The organism is Tenacibaculum insulae, from assembly GCF_964512435.1.
GTDB classification, from domain to species: Bacteria; Bacteroidota; Bacteroidia; order Flavobacteriales; family Flavobacteriaceae; genus Polaribacter; species Polaribacter insulae_A.
Genome location: NZ_OZ208512.1, coordinates 2,044,746 through 2,068,159, shown reverse-complemented (window position 1 = coordinate 2,068,159; position 23,414 = coordinate 2,044,746). Strand labels below are relative to the sequence as shown.

The 23,414-nt window shown below is 27.4% G+C and carries 16 protein-coding genes; 12 read left to right on the top strand and 4 right to left on the bottom strand.

Features of this window, described 5'->3' with window-relative positions; all coding sequences use genetic code 11:
• Nucleotides 1-82: 82 nt before the first annotated feature.
• Nucleotides 83-3,118 carry a ligand-binding sensor domain-containing protein gene (locus ACN5J5_RS09655; RefSeq protein WP_418644698.1) on the top strand — a complete coding sequence of 1,012 codons (3,036 nt, stop codon included), beginning with the start codon at nucleotides 83-85 and terminating at the stop codon, nucleotides 3,116-3,118.
• An 11-nt stretch (nucleotides 3,119-3,129) separates the two neighbouring features.
• Nucleotides 3,130-3,744: a response regulator gene (locus ACN5J5_RS09650; RefSeq protein WP_418644697.1), complete on the top strand. Its 615-nt coding sequence runs from the start codon at nucleotides 3,130-3,132 to the stop codon at nucleotides 3,742-3,744.
• A gap of 10 nt (nucleotides 3,745-3,754) precedes the next feature.
• Here the strand turns inward: ACN5J5_RS09650 and bcp are convergent, their stop codons facing one another.
• Nucleotides 3,755-4,210: a thioredoxin-dependent thiol peroxidase gene (gene bcp, locus ACN5J5_RS09645; protein ID WP_418644696.1), complete on the bottom strand. Its 456-nt coding sequence runs from the start codon at nucleotides 4,208-4,210 to the stop codon at nucleotides 3,755-3,757.
• 127 nt (nucleotides 4,211-4,337) lie between these two features.
• On the opposite strand from bcp, the gene ACN5J5_RS09640 reads away from it, so the two are divergent.
• A complete protein-coding gene (locus tag ACN5J5_RS09640; protein WP_418644695.1) occupies nucleotides 4,338-4,994 on the top strand; it encodes an endonuclease III domain-containing protein in 657 nt (218 codons plus the stop codon).
• 239 nt (nucleotides 4,995-5,233) lie between these two features.
• Here ACN5J5_RS09640 and ACN5J5_RS09635 read toward each other — a convergent pair whose 3' ends face one another.
• Entirely contained in the window at nucleotides 5,234-5,821 is a 588-nt protein-coding gene (locus ACN5J5_RS09635) for an RNA polymerase sigma factor (RefSeq protein ID WP_418644694.1), read from the bottom strand.
• A gap of 239 nt (nucleotides 5,822-6,060) precedes the next feature.
• Between ACN5J5_RS09635 and uvrA the strand changes: the two genes are divergently transcribed.
• On the top strand, nucleotides 6,061-8,847 hold the full coding sequence (uvrA, locus tag ACN5J5_RS09630; RefSeq protein ID WP_418644693.1) for an excinuclease ABC subunit UvrA: 2,787 nt from the start codon (nucleotides 6,061-6,063) through the stop codon (nucleotides 8,845-8,847).
• A 66-nt stretch (nucleotides 8,848-8,913) separates the two neighbouring features.
• Complete coding sequence (locus ACN5J5_RS09625) at nucleotides 8,914-11,742, top strand: leucine-rich repeat domain-containing protein (RefSeq protein ID WP_418644692.1); 2,829 nt, start codon at nucleotides 8,914-8,916, stop codon at nucleotides 11,740-11,742.
• Between the two features lie 98 nt (nucleotides 11,743-11,840).
• Here the strand turns inward: ACN5J5_RS09625 and ACN5J5_RS09620 are convergent, their stop codons facing one another.
• Entirely contained in the window at nucleotides 11,841-12,473 is a 633-nt protein-coding gene (locus ACN5J5_RS09620) for an HmuY family protein (RefSeq protein ID WP_418644691.1), read from the bottom strand.
• Nucleotides 12,474-12,504: 31 nt separating this feature from the next.
• Entirely contained in the window at nucleotides 12,505-14,571 is a 2,067-nt protein-coding gene (locus tag ACN5J5_RS09615; protein ID WP_418644690.1) for a TonB-dependent receptor plug domain-containing protein, read from the bottom strand.
• A 96-nt stretch (nucleotides 14,572-14,667) separates the two neighbouring features.
• On the opposite strand from ACN5J5_RS09615, the gene ACN5J5_RS09610 reads away from it, so the two are divergent.
• From ACN5J5_RS09610 to ACN5J5_RS09580, 7 genes are all read left to right on the top strand, one after another.
• The gene (locus tag ACN5J5_RS09610; RefSeq protein WP_418644689.1) at nucleotides 14,668-15,570 is read left to right on the top strand and encodes a DUF6607 family protein; all 903 of its coding nucleotides are present in this window, start codon (nucleotides 14,668-14,670) and stop codon (nucleotides 15,568-15,570) included.
• Nucleotides 15,571-15,576: 6 nt separating this feature from the next.
• Complete coding sequence (locus ACN5J5_RS09605) at nucleotides 15,577-17,061, top strand: ankyrin repeat domain-containing protein (protein WP_418644688.1); 1,485 nt, start codon at nucleotides 15,577-15,579, stop codon at nucleotides 17,059-17,061.
• 79 nt (nucleotides 17,062-17,140) lie between these two features.
• The gene (locus ACN5J5_RS09600) at nucleotides 17,141-17,614 is read left to right on the top strand and encodes a DUF2271 domain-containing protein (RefSeq protein WP_418644687.1); all 474 of its coding nucleotides are present in this window, start codon (nucleotides 17,141-17,143) and stop codon (nucleotides 17,612-17,614) included.
• 68 nt (nucleotides 17,615-17,682) lie between these two features.
• On the top strand, nucleotides 17,683-19,851 hold the full coding sequence (locus tag ACN5J5_RS09595) for a PepSY domain-containing protein (protein ID WP_418644686.1): 2,169 nt from the start codon (nucleotides 17,683-17,685) through the stop codon (nucleotides 19,849-19,851).
• 147 nt (nucleotides 19,852-19,998) lie between these two features.
• On the top strand, nucleotides 19,999-20,214 hold the full coding sequence (locus ACN5J5_RS09590; RefSeq protein ID WP_418644685.1) for a hypothetical protein: 216 nt from the start codon (nucleotides 19,999-20,001) through the stop codon (nucleotides 20,212-20,214).
• Nucleotides 20,215-20,239: 25 nt separating this feature from the next.
• Nucleotides 20,240-21,325 (top strand): hypothetical protein, encoded by a 1,086-nt coding sequence (locus ACN5J5_RS09585; protein WP_418644684.1) that lies wholly within the window; start codon nucleotides 20,240-20,242, stop codon nucleotides 21,323-21,325.
• Nucleotides 21,326-21,458: 133 nt separating this feature from the next.
• Nucleotides 21,459-23,414, top strand: a complete 1,956-nt coding sequence (locus ACN5J5_RS09580) for a histidine kinase (RefSeq protein WP_418644683.1) — start codon at nucleotides 21,459-21,461, stop codon at nucleotides 23,412-23,414.

Here is a 23,414-nt window from a genome sequence, read left to right as displayed (position 1 = left end):
TTAGCGTTAACTTATTTTAGTTCTTTTAAAAATTATTATTCAAAACTTTAAATAACTAATATTTTTGTTATCTTTAGTTTTCATGAAAAAAATTATCATATTCATTACTCTTATTTCTTTTTTAAGTGCTTTTTCTCAAAAAAAAGACACTTTACTTATTAATGTACTTGAGCAAAAGCAAGGATTATTACAGTTAAACATAAAAGGATTAACACAGGATAAACAAGGTTATATTTGGGCTGGTACAGAAGATGGGCTTCATCAATTTAATGCTTATAAATTTAATCATTTTATACACGACCCTAAAGATTCTTTAAGTATAATGGATGACCATATTAGGGATTTAAAAGCCGTAAACGATACTTTATTTATTGCCACAAATACCAAAGGCATTATTGGTTATGAATTTTCTTCTAGTCGGTTTTTTAATATTTATAATTCAGAAAAAAATAAAGAAATATTATTTGGTTATCGCATTGCTAAAATTTCAAATGAAAAAATAATTTTTTCAGCAAAAAATCATATTATTTTATATCATCAAAAAAAGAAAAAATCTGATTACATACACTTACCAGCATCAAAAAAAGAAAATATTGCTTTCGATTTCTTAAAAAAAGACGCTAATAATATTTTAATGTCTACAAGTGCTTCTGGTATTTTAAACTTAAACTTAACAACACTAAAAATAACGATAGTTTACGATAAAATTAAAAACACTTCTGCTATTTACAAACATAAAAATGATTTGTTTATCGGAACTCCTAATGGTTTAAAAATACTTGATACTAAAAACAACTTACACAACACGAATATTAAAGATTTTGTAAGGTGTTTTTATAAAAAAAATGACGACTTATTAATAGGTACTAAAAAAGGACTTTACAAATACAATTTACTTACTAAAGAAATTACTTCTATCATTTTTAAAAGTAATGCTACTAAAATAATTTATCAAGAAGATATACTTAATATTTTAAGTGATGATAAAGGAAATATTTGGTTTGGTACTGAAGGTAATGGCTTATTTCATTACAGTAAGTATCAAAGAAAATTTACCACCACTACTATTAAGCTAAATAACGATTCGCAGTCAAAAAAAATAGGTTCTTTTGGTTTTTTAAAAAGTCAAGATACTGCTTTATGGATTGCTAGTGGATTAGGATTGATTAGATACAACCAAAAATCAAAAAAATTTAAACTTTACAACAAAGCCAAAGGAAATTTAATTTACACAATAAAAGAAGATGACAATAAAAATATTTGGGCTGGTGGATTTGGCGCTGGATTGTTAAAATATAACTATTTAAATGATTCTTTTAAGCAATTTTTACCTAATGATAAAAATAGCAAAGGCATTACAGATGATGAAGTTATAGAGATAATTCCAATTGATAAAAACACTTTATGGATAGCTACTTGGACAGCAGGAATTTTTAAATTTGACATCAACTCTGAAAAATTCACTCCAGTTCTTATCAAGAACAAACAATTAAATAGAGCTCGAATTTCTTTTATTGATGCTAAAAAAAATATCTGGTTAGGTTCTGATGAAGGCCTATATAAAATATCAAAAAATAATACAACACATTACTCTTCTGAACTTACTGATGCGAAAAAGTTATCAAATAATAGAATTTTTGCAATTAAAGAAGATCGTAAAGGTAATTATTGGATAGGTACTGCATCTGGATTAACAAAAATAGATAAAAACCAAAACACAACACTTTATTACAAGCAGCAAGGTTTACCTAACGATTTTATTTACAGTATTAATATTGACAAAAAAGATAATATTTGGGTAAGTACCAATCATGGAGTTTCAGTGCTAAACACTACAAAAAATACTTTTAAAAACTATACTGATAAAGACGGATTACAAAATATAGAATTTAACGGTAAGGCTGGATATCAAGATAAAAAAGGGGTTTTTTATTTTGGAGGTATTAATGGTATTAATATTTTTAATCCTGATAAAATAAACGAAAATCCAAATCAACCTAAAGTTTATATCGAGTCGGTTGAATTATTTAACAAACCGATAAATAAAAATGTAACGTTTAAAAACGAGCTAGAATTTAAAAGTTCAGAAAACGTACTTACTTTTAACTACACCGCTCTTAACTATCTTAATTCAGAAAAAGTTTTATATCAATATAAAATGGAAGGTTTTGATAACAATTGGCGACCGGTAACTAAAAACAGAACTACTACTTACACAAATTTAAATCCAGGTAATTACATTTTTAAAGTAAAAGCAACCAACGATGTAGGTATTTGGAACACTAATTCTACCAACTTAAAAATAAAAATTACACCTCCTTGGTATGCGCAATTATGGTTTAAAATAGCTTTCTTTTTTAGCCTTATCTTATCAATAATATTGTTTTATTTTTATAAAACAACCAAGTTAAAAAACGACAAAATTTTACTTGAAAAAATTGTTACAAAGAGAACTCATGAACTTATAGAAAAAAATAACTCATTAGAAAAAGCGTATGCTTTAACAAAAAAGCAAAAAGAAAACATTTCGTTTTTAATGAAAGAAATGAATCATAGAGTGCGTAATAACTTACAAATTATATCAAGCTTATTAAATATTCAGGCTAATTCAATTAAAACAATTGAAACGAAAGATATTTTAACAGTTGCTAAAAATAGAATTTTATCAATAGCTTACATTCAAACATTGTTAAATACAGATGCTGAAAATATTGATTTAGGGAAATTTATTAAAGATATTTCAGAAAAAACAACTCAAATTTTATCTAACGACACTAGCCTTAAATTTAAACAACAATATAATATTGAGCAAGTTGAAGAATATTCGAACGAAAATTTATCGTTAATTGGTTTAATTTTAAACGAGCTGATTACCAACACTCACAAATATGCTTTTAAAGAATGTAACGAAGCCAATTTATTAACTATTTCATGTAAAAAAGAAGACCATAATATTGCTATTACAATAACTGATAACGGTATTGGTTACTCTAATAAAAATATAAAAAACTCATCTTTAGGTTTAGAATTAATAAAAGAAATGGTTGCTCAATTAAATGCTAAATTAATTACTAATAGTGATAATGGTGTTTCCAATAAAATTTTAATCCCTGTGTAATCCCTGTGTATATGAAAAAAATTTTACTTTTAGAAGACGAATTTATTATAGCAAAAGACATACAAATTGTTCTTGAAAAAGAACAACTTTACCTTGTTACGATTGCCCGAAATTACGAGCAAGCAAAACAATTATATGAAAATGAAATATTTGATATTATTATTTGCGACATCAATTTAAATAGCGATAAAGATGGTATCGATTTTATAAAAGATAATATTCCTACCAACAGTATTCCTGTAATATATTTAACCGCTTATAGCGATACTAATATTGTAGAAAGAGCAAAAAAAACAACTCCGTTTTCTTATGTTTTAAAACCTTTTAACGAAATACAGCTTAACATAACCATTCAACTAGCATTATTAAACTACAAAAAAAGCAAATTAAATATAAAAGAAAACGACCAAAATAGCAATAAAATAAACTCACTTACTAAAAGAGAAAAAGAAATTCTAATCGTTTTAGCTTCCGGAAAAACAAGTAAAGAAACTGGTTTTTCGTTAAACATCTCTACCTTTACTGTAGAAAAGCACAAAAAAAACATCAAAGAAAAACTAAACCTCAATACAATAGGTGAGCTTATTCATTTTACTATGTCTAGTAATTTATATAAAGTAAGCTAACAAAACGCAATTACATTGTTAAAATTTGAGCAGTATGATCTTTCGTTTTTACTTTAGCAATTACCTCTTCAATAACACCGTTTTCATCAATAACAAAAGTTGTTCTGTGAATTCCGTCATATTCACGTCCCATAAATTTTTTAGGGCCCCAAACACCAAAAGCATTAATTACTTCTTTACTTTCATCTGCTAATAACGGAAAAGGCAATTCATGTTTGTTTATCCAATTTTGTTGACGCTTAGCCGAATCTGCACTGGCACCTAAAATGGCATATCCTTTTGCTAAAAAAGTTTGGTAATTATCTCTTAAATTACACGCTTCATTAGTGCAACCAGGTGTACTTGCTTTAGGATAAAAAAATAAAACTAACTTTTTACCTTTATAATCAGAAAGTTTTACGATGTTTCCTTTTTCATCAACAGATGAAAAATCTGGAGCTTTATCTCCTATTTTTAATGTTGTCATTTATTTTAATTTTAAAGCTTAAAAGTACAATGTTTATAAAGTTCTTTCAAATTTAATATTAAAAATAATAATTAAAGAGATTAGTTTACTCACAACTTTATAACTTTACATTTTTAACTCTATTTTTATGACAAAAGCAGAAAAAGTACAATTTGTAATTGATACACTTCAAGAAAAATATCCTGAAATACCGGTTCCTTTAGATCATAAAGACCCTTATACTTTGCTTGTTGCTGTTTTACTATCGGCACAATGTACCGATGTTCGTGTAAATAAAATTACGCCACTTTTATTCGCTAAAGCGGATAACCCGTATGATATGGTAAAAATGACGGTTGATGAAATAAAAGAAATTATTAGACCTTGTGGATTATCACCAATGAAATCGAAAGGGATTTATGGTTTATCAAAAATTTTAATCGAAAAACATGATGGAAAAGTTCCTGAAAGTTTTGAGTTTTTAGAAGAATTACCTGCTGTTGGGCATAAAACTGCTGGTGTAGTAATGAGTCAAGCTTTTGGTGTTCCTGCTTTTCCTATTGATACGCACATACATCGATTAATGTTTCGTTGGAATTTATCGAACGGAAAAAGTGTAAATCAAACCGAAAAAGATGCAAAACGATTGTTTCCTAAAGAAATATGGAACGATTTGCATTTACAAATAATTTGGTACGGTAGAGAATATTCTCCTGCTCGTGGGTGGAATTTAGAAAACGATATTATTACTAAAACCATTGGTAGAAAAACAGTTTTAAACGAATATTATAAAAATAATCAATAAAAAAAGCTTCAACAAATGTTGAAGCTTTTTCCACTCTTAATTCAAATTCAATTCAATGAGATAGTTTGATTTGGTTTTAACTACTTTTAGTGATTTAGAAAAATTAATCAAAAATTGAACTGTTTCTTGTTTTGGTTTCATTTTTAAATCCGAAGATTTCCTTGAGTAAAGTTGCATCATATATTCCCTTTATATATTTTGTTATCAAGTATTTAACGACTCACTTTTTATAATATTGTCTAATTTACTAAAATTATTTTATTTTTTTCAATTATTTTTCTCAAGTTAATTAAAGCATATCTCATTCTTCCTAAAGCAGTATTAATACTAACTCCTGTGTTCTCTGAAATTTCATTAAAACTCATATCATTATAAATACGCATTTTTAAAACTTCTTTTTGCTCTTCAGGTAATTCTTCTACTAAATCTCTTACATCACTTAGTATTTGTTCTTTAATAATTTTATTTTCGGCATTTAAAGCTCCGTCTGTTAAAACTGAAAAAATATCAAAATCCTCTGTATTATTAAACGTAGGCATTCGGTTATTTTTTCTAAAAAAATCGATTATTAAATTATGAGAAATCCGCATAACCCAAGGTAAAAACTTACCTTCTTCGTTATAACTTCCTTTTTTTAATGTTCTTATTACTTTTATAAAAGTATCTTGAAAAATATCTTCTGTAGTGTCTCTATTTTGTACTTTGCTATATATAAAACTGTACAATCTTTGTTGGTGGCGTTTAATCAATAACTCTATTGCTAATTCTCTTCCGTTAATGTAGTCTTTTACCAAAGCGCTATCACTTACAACATCTTTATGTATCATAATTACTTTTTTTAAGAGAGTTTAAAACTCTCTTTTGTTAAGGGATAATTTTTTTTAAAGTAATTATTTAGCTATAGGCTTTTTTTATTTATTGATTAGTAACTAGTTACAAATATTGTTTTTTTTCTCAAGAAATACAAATATTCAATAAATTTTATCTTAATTTTTTAAAAAATTAACTAGTTATCTTCTTAATTCATTGACAAAAATGGTATTTTTATCGCTTATTTTTTATCCGAATGAAAACAGATATTTCTACCGTTAATCCTAAAGAAAACATTATTATAAAAGGTGCAAGATTGCACAATTTAAAAAATATTGATGTTGTTATTCCTCGTAATAAACTGGTTGTAATAACTGGACTTTCGGGGTCAGGAAAATCTTCATTAGCTTTTGATACTTTATATGCCGAAGGGCAAAGACGTTATGTAGAAAGTTTAAGCTCGTATGCGCGTCAGTTTTTAGGAAAATTACACAAACCAAAAGTAGATTATATTAAAGGAATTGCTCCTGCAATTGCCATTGAACAAAAAGTAAACGCTACCAATCCGCGTTCAACCGTTGGTACTTCTACAGAAATTTATGATTATATAAAATTATTATATGCTCGTATTGGTAAAACTATTTCGCCAATATCAAAAAACGAAGTAAAGAAGCATACCGTTTCTGATGTCATTAATTTTGTAAAAACCTTCGAAGAACGCACCAAACTTTTATTGTTAGCGCCAATTACTATTAATGAAAATAGAGATTTAAAAACCGTGTTACAAGTATTAACACAACAAGGGTATGCGCGTTTAAAATATAAGAATGAAGTTTTTAGGATTGATGAATTTCCTATTGACACTTATAAAAATGAAACTTTATTTTTAGTAGTTGATCGAATTGTAACTAAAGATGAAGAAGATTTTTACAATCGATTAGGAGATGCCATACAAACCGCTTTTTTTGAAGGAAAAGGAATTTGTTTTATCGAAAACCTCAACACTAAAACTGTTACCGAATTTAGCAACAAATTTGAGCTAGACGGAATTACGTTTTTAGAACCAAACACCCATTTATTTAGTTTTAATAATCCGTACGGAGCTTGCCCTACTTGCGAAGGTTACGGTAGCGTAATTGGTATTGATGAAGATTTAGTAATTCCGAATACTGGATTATCAATTTTTGAAGATGCTATTTTTCCTTTTAAAACAGATAGTTATAAAGTTTACAAAGAAGCGTTAATATTAAATGCTGCCGATTTTAACATTCCTATTCACAAGCCTTGGTTTGAGCTTTCTGAAGTTCAAAAAGAACTTATTTGGAACGGAACAAAAAAGTTTGATGGAATTCACGATTTATTTAAAAAATTAGAAGAAAAAAGTTATAAAATTCAAAATAGAGTAATGCTTTCTCGCTATCGCGGAAAAACAACTTGTACCGATTGTAACGGAAAAAGATTGCGTAAAGAAGCAAATTATGTACACGTGCATAACAAAATAATTTCTGACTTAGTTACACTTCCTTTAGATGAATTAGCTGTTTTTTTTAACAACATACAGCTAAACAAATACGAAGAAAAAATTGGTAAACGATTACTTACCGAAATTAACAATCGATTACAATTTTTAACCGATGTTGGTTTAAATTATTTAACTTTAAATAGAACTTCAAACACACTTTCAGGAGGTGAAAGTCAGCGAATAAATTTAGCAACTTCATTAGGAAGTTCACTTGTAGGATCTATGTATATTTTAGATGAACCTAGTATTGGTTTACACCCAAAAGATACCGAACGATTAATTGAGGTTCTTAAAGATTTACGTAATTTAGGTAATACCGTTATTGTGGTTGAACATGATGAGGATATTATGAAAGAAGCTGATTATATTATTGATATTGGTCCAAAAGCAGGTACTTATGGAGGTAATGTTGTTGCCGAAGGTACTTTTGATGCTATTATGAAATCTGACTCGTTAACGGCTAAATATTTATCAGAAGAATTAAAAATTGAAGTCCCTACTTCTCGTAGAACATCAAAAAATACCATTAATATTATTGGTGCACGAGAAAACAACTTAAAAAATGTAGATGTTTCTTTTCCTTTAAATAACTTAACGGTAATTACAGGTGTTTCTGGAAGTGGAAAAAGCACCTTGGTTAAGAAAATTTTGTATCCTGCAATGCAGAAAAAATTAAACGGATATGGTGATAAAATTGGGCAATACACCAATATAACTGGGAGTTTTGATACTTTAAAACATATTGAATTTATTGATCAAAATCCGATTGGTCGCTCATCAAGATCAAATCCAGTTACCTACATAAAAGCGTATGATGATATTCGAAAATTATTGTCTGATCAAAAATTATCAAAAATAAGAAACTATCAACCTAAACATTTTTCTTTTAATGTAGAAGGCGGTCGTTGCGAGGTTTGTAAAGGAGAAGGTGAAGTTACGATTGAAATGCAATTTATGGCCGATGTACATTTGCAATGCGATACTTGTAACGGAAAACGCTTTAAAAAAGAAGTGCTAGAAGTAACTTTTGGAGGGAAATCTATCGATGATATTTTAAACTCAACCATTGATGATGCTGTTGCTTTTTTTGCAGATAATGAGCAACCAAAAATTGCTAAAAAACTAAAACCCTTGCAAGATGTTGGCTTGGGTTATGTACAATTAGGGCAATCGTCATCAACCTTATCTGGTGGTGAAGCACAACGTATAAAACTAGCTTCTTTCTTAATAAAAGGAAATACTAAAGACAAAGCTTTATTTATTTTTGATGAACCTACAACTGGGTTGCATTTTCATGATATTAAAAAACTATTAGCATCCTTTAATGCTTTAATTGAAAAAGGACATTCGATTATTGTGATTGAGCATAATATTGAGTTAATTAAATGTGCCGATTATATTATAGATCTTGGCTTAGAAGGTGGAAAAAATGGTGGGAATTTAATTTTTACTGGGACTCCTGAAGAGTTAGCTAAAAATAAAAAATCTTATACTGCTAAGTATTTACAAGAGAAATTGTAATTTTAAAATAAATTTAAATCTCACTTCTTTTATAACTTAAAAGTATTGAGTATTCTATAAAACTCTATGAGAAAAACACTAATCTTTCTGTTATTATTTTCTTTAAACACCTTTTCTCAAGACTTTTATAAAAGCTCTTATGCTAAAGAAAAATATGGCTATAGTATAAGTGAATTACAAAAATGGGGCTTTAATAACCGCTTTTCATACAACATAGAAGATTTAAAAAAATATAAAGATTCTACACAGGTACTTAATAAAATAAATTATGTTTCAGTTAGTCTAAAACAACAAGTAAAAATTAATGAAATACTTACTGATTTAGCAAAACTCCCTAATTTAAAAAACTTAAAATTTGAAAGTTCATCTTTTTTAAGAAAAGATATAAAACAAAAAGAATTTCCAAAAAAGTTTAATCTTTTAAAAAAAATTGAAACAATTATATTTTATGGAAATCCTAACTGGGAATTAAATGAGTTATTTCTTGAATTTAGCAAAAACAAAACATTAAAAAACCTTTCTTTTATTAGTTTTAGTGATAGTATTTTTATGAAGGAAAACTTTTTAAAAATTAAAAGATTAGAAAGCATAAAGTTTCAGGCACGATTTGGGCCAAAAATCCCAACTAATATTAGTCAATTAAAAAAATTAAAAACTTTTATTCTTCAAGTTGATAAATATCCTAATGCTAAACTAGAGTTCCTAAAACTAAAAAATTTAGACAATCTTTTAGTATCTATTTATGAACCAAAAAATGATGAGATTACCTCTATTATAAATAATTATACTTCATTAAAAAAACTTACTGTTAATGGGAAAATAAAATCTTCTAAACAATTATTTTCTTCAATTAGCAAGAATAAAAATATTGAAACATTAAGAATAGGAAACAATCACCTAAAAGAACTCCCAAAAGAAATAGGTGCTCTAAAAAACCTACAATCATTTTTTAGCTCAAATAACAAATTTTCAAAAAAACTTCCTGATGAGTTTTACCAACTAAAAAAACTTAAAAATATTGAAATTCAAGGTAGTAATATAGAAGTTATTGGTGATAAATTAAATAACTTAAATAAACTTGAGAGGTTAAAGTTATACTTTAATAAAATTAAAACCCTTCCTAAAAGCATTAATCGTTTATCAAACTTAAAAAAACTATATTTAAATAATAATCAAATTAAAGTTTTACCTGAAGATATTGGCAAACTAAACTTAACATATTTAAGCTTAGACAACAACTCACTTCAAGAATTACCTAGCTCTTTTATAAAGTTAAAGAGTCTTGACACTTTAATGCTAGAGGAAAATTATATTAAAAAATTACCAAAAAAGATTGGTGATTTAAAAAAATTAAAATATTTAAATTTAGAACTGAACAACCTTGACCTTCTTCCCGAATCGTTTAGTACATTGACAAAATTAGAATACCTAAACATCTCTAGAAATAAAATAACACACTTACCAACAAATTTCGGAGAACTTTCTTCATTAAAAATATTTGACTCTGAATTTTGCTTATTAAAAAAACTACCAAAATCTTTCGGAAACCTATCTAATTTAGAGAGGTTAGTTTTAACCAACAATAATTTACATGAACTTTCCGAAAACTTTGGGAAACTTATAAATTTAAAAACTCTATATCTTCATAATAGAGAAAGCTATGACTATGTTTTTCAAAGAAATTTTAAAAAAGATTCTACAATATCTCTAAACGTATTAAATAATAATTTAACCAAGCTGCCAACGTCTTTCTCTGATTTACCCAAGTTAAATTTTATAAATCTTTCGTTAAATAAAAACATTGATGAGAAACAATTATTTACAATACTTAAATTATCAAAATTTAAAAATTACTCCCTTAATTTAGAGGGTTGCAATATTAAAGAATTACCAAAGTTAGGCTGGGATTCTATTAAAGTTTCAACATTAAATTTGCGTGAGAATTTAATTACTGAAATACCAAAAAACATGGTAAAATCTAATCATTTAAAATCACTAAACTTAAATAAAAACAAAGGAGTAAACACCTATCGAGAAAATAAAACTCAAATTAATTTACTTTTTGCTGAAAAGGGTTATATAAATGAAAATGAAATTCCCAAAACAGATGATTTAGTAATAGCTTATGCTAAAACTGCAAATAGACTAACTTACAGTAAAGAATATAAAAAAAGTGTTGAATATGCTGAAAAAGCTTTTAAAATAAATAAAACATTAACACATAAACATTTATACGAAAATAATTATATCGAGGCATTATATTATTCGAAAAATTACAGCAAAGCTATTTCATTTGCAGATATACAAATACAAAAAGACACAACTCAAAATGTACGTTTTTTAAATTCTATAATTCCTAATTTTAATTATAAAGCGAAAAGTTTATTAGCTATTGGAGATACTATTAGAGCTATAGAAACTTTTGTCATTTCTTCAAAAAAATTTAGAAACAATAATTGGACTGAAGCAGGAATGCTTTCTAAGAAAATAAAGTTAGATTCATTGTCTAAAATCTACTTTAAAAAATCTATTCAATTTTACACTTCTTATTTAGAAAAAAATCCTAAAGCTACAGGCTACCACTTAAGCTTAGTAGAAGCTTATATTATAGCAAATAAAATAAGCCTTGCAAAAATCCTGCTTAAAAAGATAAAACTAATAGATATTAATAACAAAAATCATAAAGTACTCATACCTTATTTTGAATCAATTATAAACATAATAGAAAACAACGATTTCAATGTTAATTATAATAAGTTTAGTGAAAAATTAGAGAAAGACAATATTAAACTTACTAGCTGGAGCTTTAAGTTAATTGAGGATTGGGTTGTTTTGAATGATTTATCAGAAAACAAAAAAATAAAAATAACACAACTAAACCAATTATTTAAATAAGGCAATTTATAGTAAGTTTTTATTAAATAATAAAAAAGCTGCCTGGTTACAAACCAAAGCAGCTTTAAATTAACAAAAACTAACAAAATAATTAACAACTACTGAAGGTTTTTATCTCCAGTGTTTGGGTTATACACATAATTAAAGGTATAATATTGTGCGCCTGAATTAGCTGGATCTGCTGAATTTGAACTATCCATATCTTTGTAGTAACTTAAAATTTCCATTTTAGCATAATTACCGTCAATCGTTTTTACAACAATAATTTTACCTGTTACAGGATCTATACTATGATCTGTTGGATCGTATGAATACCAAGTACTTTTAGGCAAAGCCAATGCGTTAGCCGCATCTTGCTTAAATACTGCTTGTAAAGGAGCTTCTTTAACATCAGAAAAAGTGTTTTCTAACAAAGCTAAAGAAGCATTTCCGGTTCTTTCTGGCTCATTTGTATTTCCTGTAACTGTTCCTCCATTTACTAAAATAGTAGTTCCTCTAAAAGCAATATCCCAATTATCGCTAGTTACTACAGCTCCTGTGCTAAAACTAAATTTAATAAAATCTCCTGCTGCTGCTGGTGGATTTACAGAGTAATCTGTAATTTGTTTTGCATGTAAATTAGCTACTTGTTTAGCTACCACATCGTCTGGTACATTATCATTGCTATCACTACATGAAACCGTTGCAAAAGCTAGTATTGTTATTGCTAAAATTGATTTTAAAATTTTCATTTTTTATTGATTTATATTTATTTGATTATTATTAAAAGTTAAATTGCAGTCTACCATAAAATGTTGTTCCTAAACGTAAAACACTGTCGTTATTATTAAACACTTTTTTATTCTCCTCCCCTTTTTCATTAAAAAGATTATCAACCCCAACTTGAAGATTCATTAAATTAAAAAATGTTTTTGATGCCGCTATATTTATTTGCGTATTGGCGGTTACAAAATCATCAAATTCATCTATAATTCCCTGGCTATTATTAGTATCAAACAAGGCATATTTACTTCTATACACCGCTCTTATATTTGCAGAAAAATAATGCTGATAGTTTTCATAAAACACTTTAAAATTCGCCATGTGTTTAGAGCGATTTGGCAATCCATAATAATTTGAAATTGTCATTTTTTCTGACGGAGAAGTTGGTGTTCTTCTAAAAAATACCTTTTCTGATTTTATTAAATCTTCCTGTGTTTTATCTCCAGTATCTAAAAATTGATATCCCGCTAAAACATTAAAGTTTGACGTGATTTTATAATTCGCATCCAGCTCAAAACCTTGTGTGTAAACTTTATTTATGTTTTTATATGAAAAAGTTCTTGTTCCTAAAGGTAATCCTAAGTCTAACGGTTTTAATTGTGTATCAAAAGCATCTATCAAATCTTTAATATCATTTCTAAATAAGTTGATATTTACTTTTAATCCTACTGCTGGTTTTAGTTGAAATCCGAAGTTATAACCAATAGAACTTTCTGGTTTTAACTCTTTTTCTATGGATTGTATTTCTGGTAAATTACCATACAAATCGTGTAGTGTTTGGGTACCTAAAACCACATATCCGCTTGCGGAATTTCTAAAATTAAAATAAAGTTGCCTAAAATCTGGCGCTTTAAACCCGTAACCTACCGATGCTTTACTGGTAAGCCAATTGTTAATTTTATAAATTGATGATATCTTTGGTGTAAATGCTGATTTATATTGGTTACTATCTTCAAATCGAGCGCCTACAATTACATTTAAATTACGAATTGGGTTAAAATCAAACTGCCCGAAAACATAAGGGGTATCATATTTTTTAATCCCTTTAAACTCCGTTCTTTCTAAGGCATAAAAATTGGCTCCAATTCCAAAAATTAAAGTTCCGAAATTAAATTTATTGGTCGATTTAATTTCAGGGCGTACTAAAGATTGTTTATATTCAGTTACCTCATTATTAAACACACTTTCTGCCTTGTACTTTGTGCTATAAAAACCATACTCTAAACTCCAATTATCTGATATTTTATGTGCTATTTTTGCGTTAATATTCCAGTCTGACTGTTTGTTTTTTCCTGAGTTTACTTTCTGATTTTGCTCATAAAATCTATTCGCTACAGTAATTTTAAAATGCTCTGAAAAATCATAACTCAACTTTAAATCTCCTGTAAAATTTTGATGAGCTTCAGTTGTTTTTGAGGCAGTTTCAGGAGATAAATCAAATCCATTACTTGAATTTAAATTTATTCCAGAAACCAACCCAAAACCCTTCCTTTTCCACTGAACATTTGTATTTATATCTAATTCGTTAGCTGCACCTCCTTTTGTAAAATAACCAACCGAACCTTTTAATTTTTCATTTGTAGGCTGCTCAGTAATTATATTAATTACGCCACCTATTGCTTCAGAGCCGTATAAAGATGATGATGGCCCTTTAACAATTTCTATTTGTTTGATGTTGTTAACAGTAAGCCTATTTAAATCAATATTTCCTGAAGTTCTTCCAACAATCGGAACTCCATCAATTAAAATTAAAGTATAATCAGCAGCCACACCTTGAAGCTGTACTCCTTCTGAGCCTCCAAAATCAGAAACTAACGTAATTCCTGTTTGCTCTAATAAAATATCTTTTAATCGTACCGAACCAGATTTTATTAATTGTTCTTTAGATATTAAAGTTACTGGCATTGGTATTGATGCCAATTGTCGTGCCGTTCTTGTTGCCGTTACAATTACTTCGTCTAAATCGTTTATTGTAATATCTTCTTTTTCTGATTCTATTTTTTGTTGTGAAAAAGCAGTAAAACTCATCAAAATAAAAACACTTACTATTTTTCTATTTAGAAACATTCTTAATAATTTTCTGCAAATATATCTTTTATTTTAAATCAATCTAAATAAAATTTATATTTTTGTCGAAAAATTATAAATCATAAAAACACAACAATGAAAAAATTAATACTAGGGAGTTTTATATTATTATCTGCCTTAACTATAAACGCACAAAGCAAAAAATCAAAAGATAAAAAAGCTATAAAAAACATGTGTGGATGTTATGAGGTTACCTTTAACTTTGCTGAAACCTTTAGTAATAATAAGGATTCTTTATACAAACCTTCTAAAACAAAAACAGATAAAGCCTTGGAATGGGCAGGATTAATTGAAGATGGAAAAAACAAATTATCAATACAACATTTACTACAAGTTGGTAATCCTGCAAAACCTCATATTGTAAAGCATTGGCGACAAGATTGGGTATATCAAAATCAAGATTTTTATATGTATAACGGCGATAATAATTGGTTGTATGAAAAAAAGTCTAAAGCTGATGTAAAAAAACAATGGACTCAAAAAGTATATCAAGTTGATGACAGTCCTCGTTACGAAGGCTCTGGTACTTGGGTGCATGTTGATGGAAAAAGTTACTGGGAAAATACCACAGACGCGCCGTTACCACGTAGAGAATACACGAAAAGAAGTGATTATAATGTAACCGAAAGAGGTAATCGCCATGAAATAACAAACTACGGTTGGGTACACGATCAAGACAATAAAAAAATTATTAGAAAAACTGGCGAAAAAGACGTTATCGTAGCTTATGAAAAAGGATATAACACTTATGTTAAAGTAGCTGATAGCAAATGTAAAGCTGCACAAGATTGGTGGAAAAAAAACGCTGCTAAATGGCAATTAGTTAGAAATAAATGGGAGAATGTTTATGGTAAAAACACTAATCTTTCTTTAGAAAAAAAGGTACAAAATAAGCCTTTATACAAACATTTATTTTCTGATAAAGTAACTGAACAGAAACAAATTGATGCTACAATAGAATCTTTCGTTAAAAAATAAAAAACTATGAAAAAATTACAATTAACATTCGTGTTTACAGTACTTGTAACCTTATTACAAGCACAGACTAAAAACGTTTTTTTTGACAGAGATTTCTGGAAAACAAAGCCAACAATAGCTGTTATAGAACAAAAAATAGCAGAAAACAACAGCGCTACCCAATTAAACCCTAACGGATTTGACGCTGTTACCTATGCTATTTTAGCAGAAACACCAAACACCGCAATTAAATATTTACTTACTAAAAAAGAAAATAACGTTAATAAATTGACTCACGACAAAAGAACTTATGTTTTTTGGGCAGCTTATAAAGGTAATTTGGAGTTGGTAAAATACTTAATTAATAATGGTGCTCGATTAGATTTAAGAGATTCTCACAATTTTTCGCCATTAACTTTTGCTGCTGTTGCCGGACAGAAAAACACAAAAATATATGAGTTATTTATTAAAAATGGAATTGATATTAAAAACGATTTAGATGAACATAGTGCAAATGCTTTATTATTAATAACACCTCACTTAAAAGACTTTACATTGGTTGATTATTTTACATCAAAAGGATTGTCTCTTAACAGTGTTGATAATGATGGGAATGGTATTTTTAATTACGTTGCCAAAAGTGGTAATAAAAACATGTTGGATTTATTAATAAAAAAAGGAGTAACATATAAAAACCTTAATAAAAACGGAGGAAATGCTTTTTTATTAGCCACCAAAGGTTCTAGAAAAGGTTATAATTCTTTGTTTTTTTTTAAGTATCTAGAAATATTAGGCATCAATCCAAATATTACAAATAAAAAAGGAAAAAATCCGCTGCATAATTTAGCTTATGGAAACAAAGAAAAAGATGTTTTCAACTATTTTATAACAAAAGGAAATGATCTAAATCAAATAGATGCTAACGGAAACACACCTTTATTAAATGCTACTAGAAGAAACTCTTTAGAGATAGTACAATTATTAGCTTCAGAAACTAAAGATATAAATCATGTAAATAAAAACGGAAAATCTGCACTTACCAATGCAATAAGAAACACCCCTAAAGTAATCGATTATTTATTAAAAAAAGGCGCAGATGTTTCAGTAATTGATGCGAAAGGAAATAATTTAAATTATTATATATTCAACACTTTTAATGCGAAGAAAAAAGACATTTTTAATCAAAAACTTTCACTTTTAACAGCAAAAGGATTAGAGGTAAAGAAAGCTCAAAAAAATGGAAATACGCTATATCATTTAGCGGTTGAAAAACAAAGTATTGCGATGTTACGTTTTATTGAAAGTTATAAAATTGATATCAATAGTAAAAACAAAAAAGGTTTAACTGCATTACAAGAAGCTGTTTTAATTGCTAAGAATGATACTATTGTTAAATTTTTAATTGCCAATGGAGCTAGCAAAAATGTAAAAACAGATTTTGACGAAACTCTGTATGATTTAGCTAAAGAAAACGAAGCCTTAAAAAACACAGATATTAGTTTTTTAAAATAACCAATACTCACAAAGATTTAATGCAGTTAAAAACAAACTAAATTTTAACTGCATTTTAATAATTTTTAAATAATACGAAATGAAAAAAATACTTGCAATTTTGCTTTTAGCAATTGGTATTATGTCTTTTACTAGCTCTGAAAACGCAACCTATAAATGCATGATTCAATTAAAAAATTATACAGGTGAAGGTGCCTATATTACTATTTCTTTATTAAATTCGGAAGGAAAATACGAACAAACATTATATATTGTAGGCGATGATGAAGAGTGGTATTCTGACATTACCGAATGGTGGAAATTTCAAGGAAAAGTACGCTCAGATATTGATGCTATAACAGGAGCAACGGTAAGCGGAGGAAATAGAACAATTAGTATTCTTAAAATTCCTACTGATAAAATAAATAAAGGATATAAAATTAGATTTGAAAGTGCTGTTGAAGATCAAGAATATTACAAAGATGATATTGAATTTGAACTAACAGATGAAAATGTAAAAGGTAAAATTGAAGGAAAAGGTTTTATCCGTTACATTAGAATGATACCTCAATAACTAATCTTAATCTACTATTTTTAAGCCAAAATCAGCTTTTATTTAATTAGAATTTACAACTATTAAAAATGACCATTTCAATATGGAGATATAGCCATTTAACCTTGGCTATATCTTCTTTCTTATTTATAATTATTGCTGCTATTACAGGTATAATTTTAGCGTTCGAACCAATTTCAAACCAATTACAACCATATACTGTACAAACAAATAAAGTTACGCTTTCTCAAGCAATTTCTTCGCTAAAAAAAGAACAGCAAGAAATAATTACTTTAAATGTAAATCAACATAATTTTGTTACCGCAGCAGTAATTACAAAAAAAGGAAAAAGTGAAACTTTTTACATAAATCCTACAACAGGCAAAAAAATAGGGCTCTTAGAAAAAAAATTACCTCTTTTTAAATGGACCACAAATTTACACCGGTCGTTATTTTTAAAATCTACCGGTCGGTTTTTAGTTGGCTTTTTCTCTTTTTTGTTATTTTTAATTACACTTACAGGAAGCATTCTTATTATTAAAAGACAAGGCGGAATTTTACAATTTTTCACCAAAGTTGTTCCTGAAAATTTCAAACAATATTACCATGTAATTATAGGTCGTTACACATTAATACCTATTCTTATAATTACACTTACGGGCGTTTATTTATCATTAGAAAAATTTTCACTTTTACCCGAAAGTAAAATCAAACATACTTATAATTCTGCATCAATTTCTTCGGATAAAAAAATACCTGTTAAAGATTTTTCAATTTTTAAAAACATCAAATTAAGTGATGTAAAAAGTGTTGAATTTCCTTTTTCGGATGATGTTGAAGATTATTTTTTCTTAAAACTAAAAACTAAAGAACTCATTATTCATCAGTATTCTGGAAAAATAATTAGTGCTCAAAACTTATCGTGGACACATATTTTATCTGATTGGAGTTTGTTTTTACATACCGGTCGTGGTACAATTGTTTGGGCTACAATTCTCTTATTTTCTTGTATTGCTATTTTATTTTTTATCTATTCGGGCTTTGCAATGACTTTAGAGAGAAAACGTAAAAAATCATTACCAAAAAACAAGTTAAAAAAAGAAAATGCCGATATTATAATTTTGGTAGGTTCAGAAACTGGTAGTACTTTTAATGCGGCTACTTCTTTATATAAAGCTTTAATTTTTAGTAACAAATCGGTTTTTATAGGTCATTTAAACAATTATACATATTATAAAAAAGCTACTCAATTAATTGTTTTAACAGCAACTTATGGCGAAGGAGACCCTCCAATAAATGCAACTAATTTTTTATCGCTTATCAAAAAAATCAAACAAAAAAATCAACTAAATTTTGCTGTTTTAGGTTTTGGTTCATTAGCATATACACAGTATTGCAAATTTGCTATTGATGTTAATAATGCTTTAAAAGCAAACAAAAACTTTACGTCCGTTTTACCTCTTTTTAAAATTAACAATCAAAATTTTACTGATTTTAAAAACTGGGGATTACAATGGAGCGAAAAGACAAATATTAAGTTACACTTAAAACAGCCGCTTTTTAAAACTAAAAAACAACACTCTTTTTCGGTAGTAAGTAAGACTGAATTAAACACAGATGCTTCTTTTTTAATTCGACTAAAACCTAATAAAAAAATCCGATTTACTTCTGGTGATTTGTTAGCTATCACTCCCAAAAAAGACAATATTAAACGCTTATACTCTGTAGGTAAAATTGATAACGATATTTTATTAAGTATTAAAAAACATGATTTAGGTATTTGCTCAAACTTACTTTTAAACCTTAATAAGAACGAAAATTTACTTGCAAATATTGAAAAAAATAATGAATTTCGTTTTCCGAAAAAATCAAAAAACACCATTTTAATAGCAAACGGAACAGGAATTGCTCCGTTTTTAGGAATGCTAAAAAACACTTCTGAAACTCATTTATTTTGGGGAGGAAGAACTAAAGAATCTTTAAAAATATACGATCCTTTTTTAATTAATTTACCTAAAAAACAGCTTCATATTGCATATTCTCAAGAGCAGAATAAGCAATACGTACAAGACATTATTTTAAAAGAACAAGCCTTAATTGCAACCACATTAAAAAACAAAGGTACTATTATGATTTGCGGCTCTGTTAGTATGATGAATGGTGTTTTAACTATTTTAGAAAAAATTTCTATAAATCAATTAAATACTCCGCTAAGTACTTTTCAAAAAACGAATCAAATAAAAACCGATTGTTATTAAAACGGGGTCTTGTGTATCTAATATATGCAAGAACCTCTTTTAAATCCCCTTCTTTTCAACGAATTCTAATTTATCTACTACGAATTCTAATTAACTTCAAATTAGACCTTACTTACTCCCTAATTTTGACTGTATAAAACAAATATTATGTGGTCAAACAACAATTATTCATCAGTATTAAAAATGTATTTAAACAAATACAACAGCTTAAAATTACAAGTAAATAACAACGGTTTAATCGCTGCGGTTGAAAAGAAAGAAAATGGTTTATGGATTTCTGATAGAAATTTACCAAATATCTTAAATAAGCTTTCTACAGATTTTAATTTAGATAAAAATGTGACCATCATTTTACAACAATAAAAAAATAACCTTAAAAACAAAACCTATGAAACAGCAAATTTTAAAAGTAGGAATGGTAATGGGATTACTACTACTTATCGGAACATTTACAAATTGTACTAAAACAACAAAAGAAGTAACTACAGAGTTGGGAGATGTTGCTATGAAAGAAGAAAACGCAAAAAAAATTACTTTAAGTTCAAGAAAACCTATTGTTTTTATTGCTGGATACGACAAAAACGACAGTAAGTTTTACAACAGTGCTAGAGCTTATTTTAAAGAAAAAAACTATCGTATTATAAATGAAGAGTACTCGTTAGAAGAAATTATTACTTGGATGAACGCAAACGCAACTGAAAATCCGTACGGAGAAGTTCATATTGTAAATTATAGCAATCCTTTTAAAGGAATGAATTTAGAAACTGTAGTAAACGGAACTAAAACAACTACAGAATCTCTACAAAAAAGTATTACAAAAGGATTATTGCCTCGCATAAAAAAAGGAGTTAATACCAATACAAAAATAGTATTTCATTCAAACGGATTAGGAGAAAATATTGAACTTTTAAATAATTTAAAACAAGTCTTTTCTACTGATGAAGTTCCGCAAATTATAGCATCTCCTTTTTATAATGTATTTGGCGGTGAATTTTCTAATCATTATTTAGCAAAACCATATTATGTGTTTTATCCGACAGCAAATTCGCCTGGAAAAATAGATTTATCAAAAGAAATTGCTAAAAAATATCCCGAAGAAAGAGAAATCGATTGGTTTGATGCTTTAACAAACGAAAGAGAGCGTTATATTGGTGAGCCATACACAAAACAATTTAGTGTACCTGTAAAGTTAGAGGTTGATTATTTACATTCTGATAACGAAATTCCATCATTCGTAATGCAAGAAGAAATTATGGATTTTATTGCAAATGATGATGATCTAATGAAAAAATTAAACAAATTAAACATTCCAGTTGAGAAGTTTAGATGGACTTATAAAGTAAAAAACGACAAGCTAATTATTAACGGAAAAACATCAGTTTTATGTGTACTTAAACCTTTAACTAAGCCTTACGGAGATCTAGAACATATAAAGCCAGACACCAATAACAAGCGTTTATATGCCATGAAATAATTAAAATATTCATTTTGGGGAACGTCATTACAAGTTAGTGAAAACAATAAAACATCACTTTCTCGTAATGACGTTTAAATTAGTTAAGTTTGTTTCTATGAAATTTTTAAAATACTTTTTACTTTTTATTTTCATGTCAATTGTAAAAACTACAATTGCACAACTTAACACTCCAAAAAACTACAATTTAAACAACGGTTTGCCTAGTTTAAAAATAACTAATATTGCACAAGATGCTACTGGTTATTTATGGTTTACAAGTGATAAAGGTATTTTTAATTTTGATGGACAAAACTTTACAAGCCTTACTATTAAAGACAGTTTAATATCAAACAATACAACAAGTATTTTAGCTGCAAAAAACACTCTTTTTATTGGTACCAATAACGGTTTAAGTATTAGAAAAAACAACAAATTCTTAAATTATAAAGAGAAAAAAATCAATTGTATTTTAACAACCCCACAACATACTTTTTTAGGAACAAACAAAGGAGTTTTAAGAGTTCGTGAAGATTTTTTATCAAATATTAGAACAAATTTTCAGATTGATTTAAATATTATTAACGATATTAAATTTGATGGTAATTTTTATTGGGTTGCTACCAATAAAGCCCTTTTTAAACTTGATAAATTAATTAATCCAACAAGTATAAAAAGAATTGATTTAGGTAATTACACCGCTATTTTAATTCATGAAAACAACATTATTACAACCACTTACAACAATGGGATTTCAGTAATTAATAATGCTAAAGTTCGGGTAATTTCAACTTCTTTAAAAGCTATAAATAATATTAAATTTATTGACAATCAGTTTTGGGTTACTTCAAAAACAGAGGGAATTGAAGTGTTTGATACTGATTTTAATTTTATTAAAACCATCAATAAATACAATACTTTAAAAACAAATCAGGTGAATGATGTTTTTCAAGATCAACAAAAAAACATTTGGATTGCTACAAATAACGAGGGTGTTTATAAAATAGTAAGTAAAAATACGGTTCAATTTAAACCAACAATTACATTCCAAAATATCGAAGTCGTTTATAAATCAATCGATAGTATATCAATAAACAATTACCAAAAAACACTTCAATTAAAACCTTCTGAAAACCATATTTCATTTACTTATAAAACGGTTGATATCAACAATCCTAAAAACGTTTTATATCGTTATAAATTAAATGATGAATTTAGTAAATGGACGCGTAAAAACACGGTAGATTTACCTTATTTAAATTCTGGTAACTACACTTTTACTGCACAAGCTAAAATTGATGAAATAATTAGTAATCCTATTAAATTTTCTTTTTTTATTGACATGCCTTTGTATCAAAAAAAATGGTTTCAACAGCTTTTTGTGCTTTTAATTACAGTGCTTTTAATAGTAATTACGTTTTTTTATGTGAAAAAAATAAAAGCAAAAAATAAAACTAAAATTGATACATTAAAATTAGAAAACCACTTGTTATCGCTCGAGCAAAAAGCGCTGCAATTACAAATGAATCCGCATTTTATTTTTAATGTTTTAAACGGTATTAAAGCATTGGGTAACTCAGAAAATAAAACAGCATTAAATGCTACAATAAGTAAATTTGCAACTCTTTTACGTAATGTTTTACACAATTCTAGGCAAGAAGAAATTAGTTTAGCTGACGAAATTTTTGCCTTAAAAAATTATGTAGAATTAGAACAACAAATGAACTCGAATTTATTTGAATTTAATATTATTACAGATTTAAATATAGATGCTGACGAAATTTTAATTCCGCCTATGTTAATTCAACCTTTTATAGAAAACAGCATTGAACATGGGTTTAAGAATAAAAAAAATGGCAAAATAACGATTACTTTTTCCATTAAAAATCAATTTTTAAATTGTACTATTATTGATAATGGAATCGGATTTTATCAATCTAAAAAACATCAAAAAACAAAAACACACGATTCTTTAGCTGTTTCAATTACTCAAGAACGCATTAAATCATTATCTAAAAAAAGTAGTTTTTTTATTGATGAAATTACCAAAGAAAATACTATTACAGGAACAAAAGTATCTTTTAAAATCCCTTTAAAAACAGATTTTTAA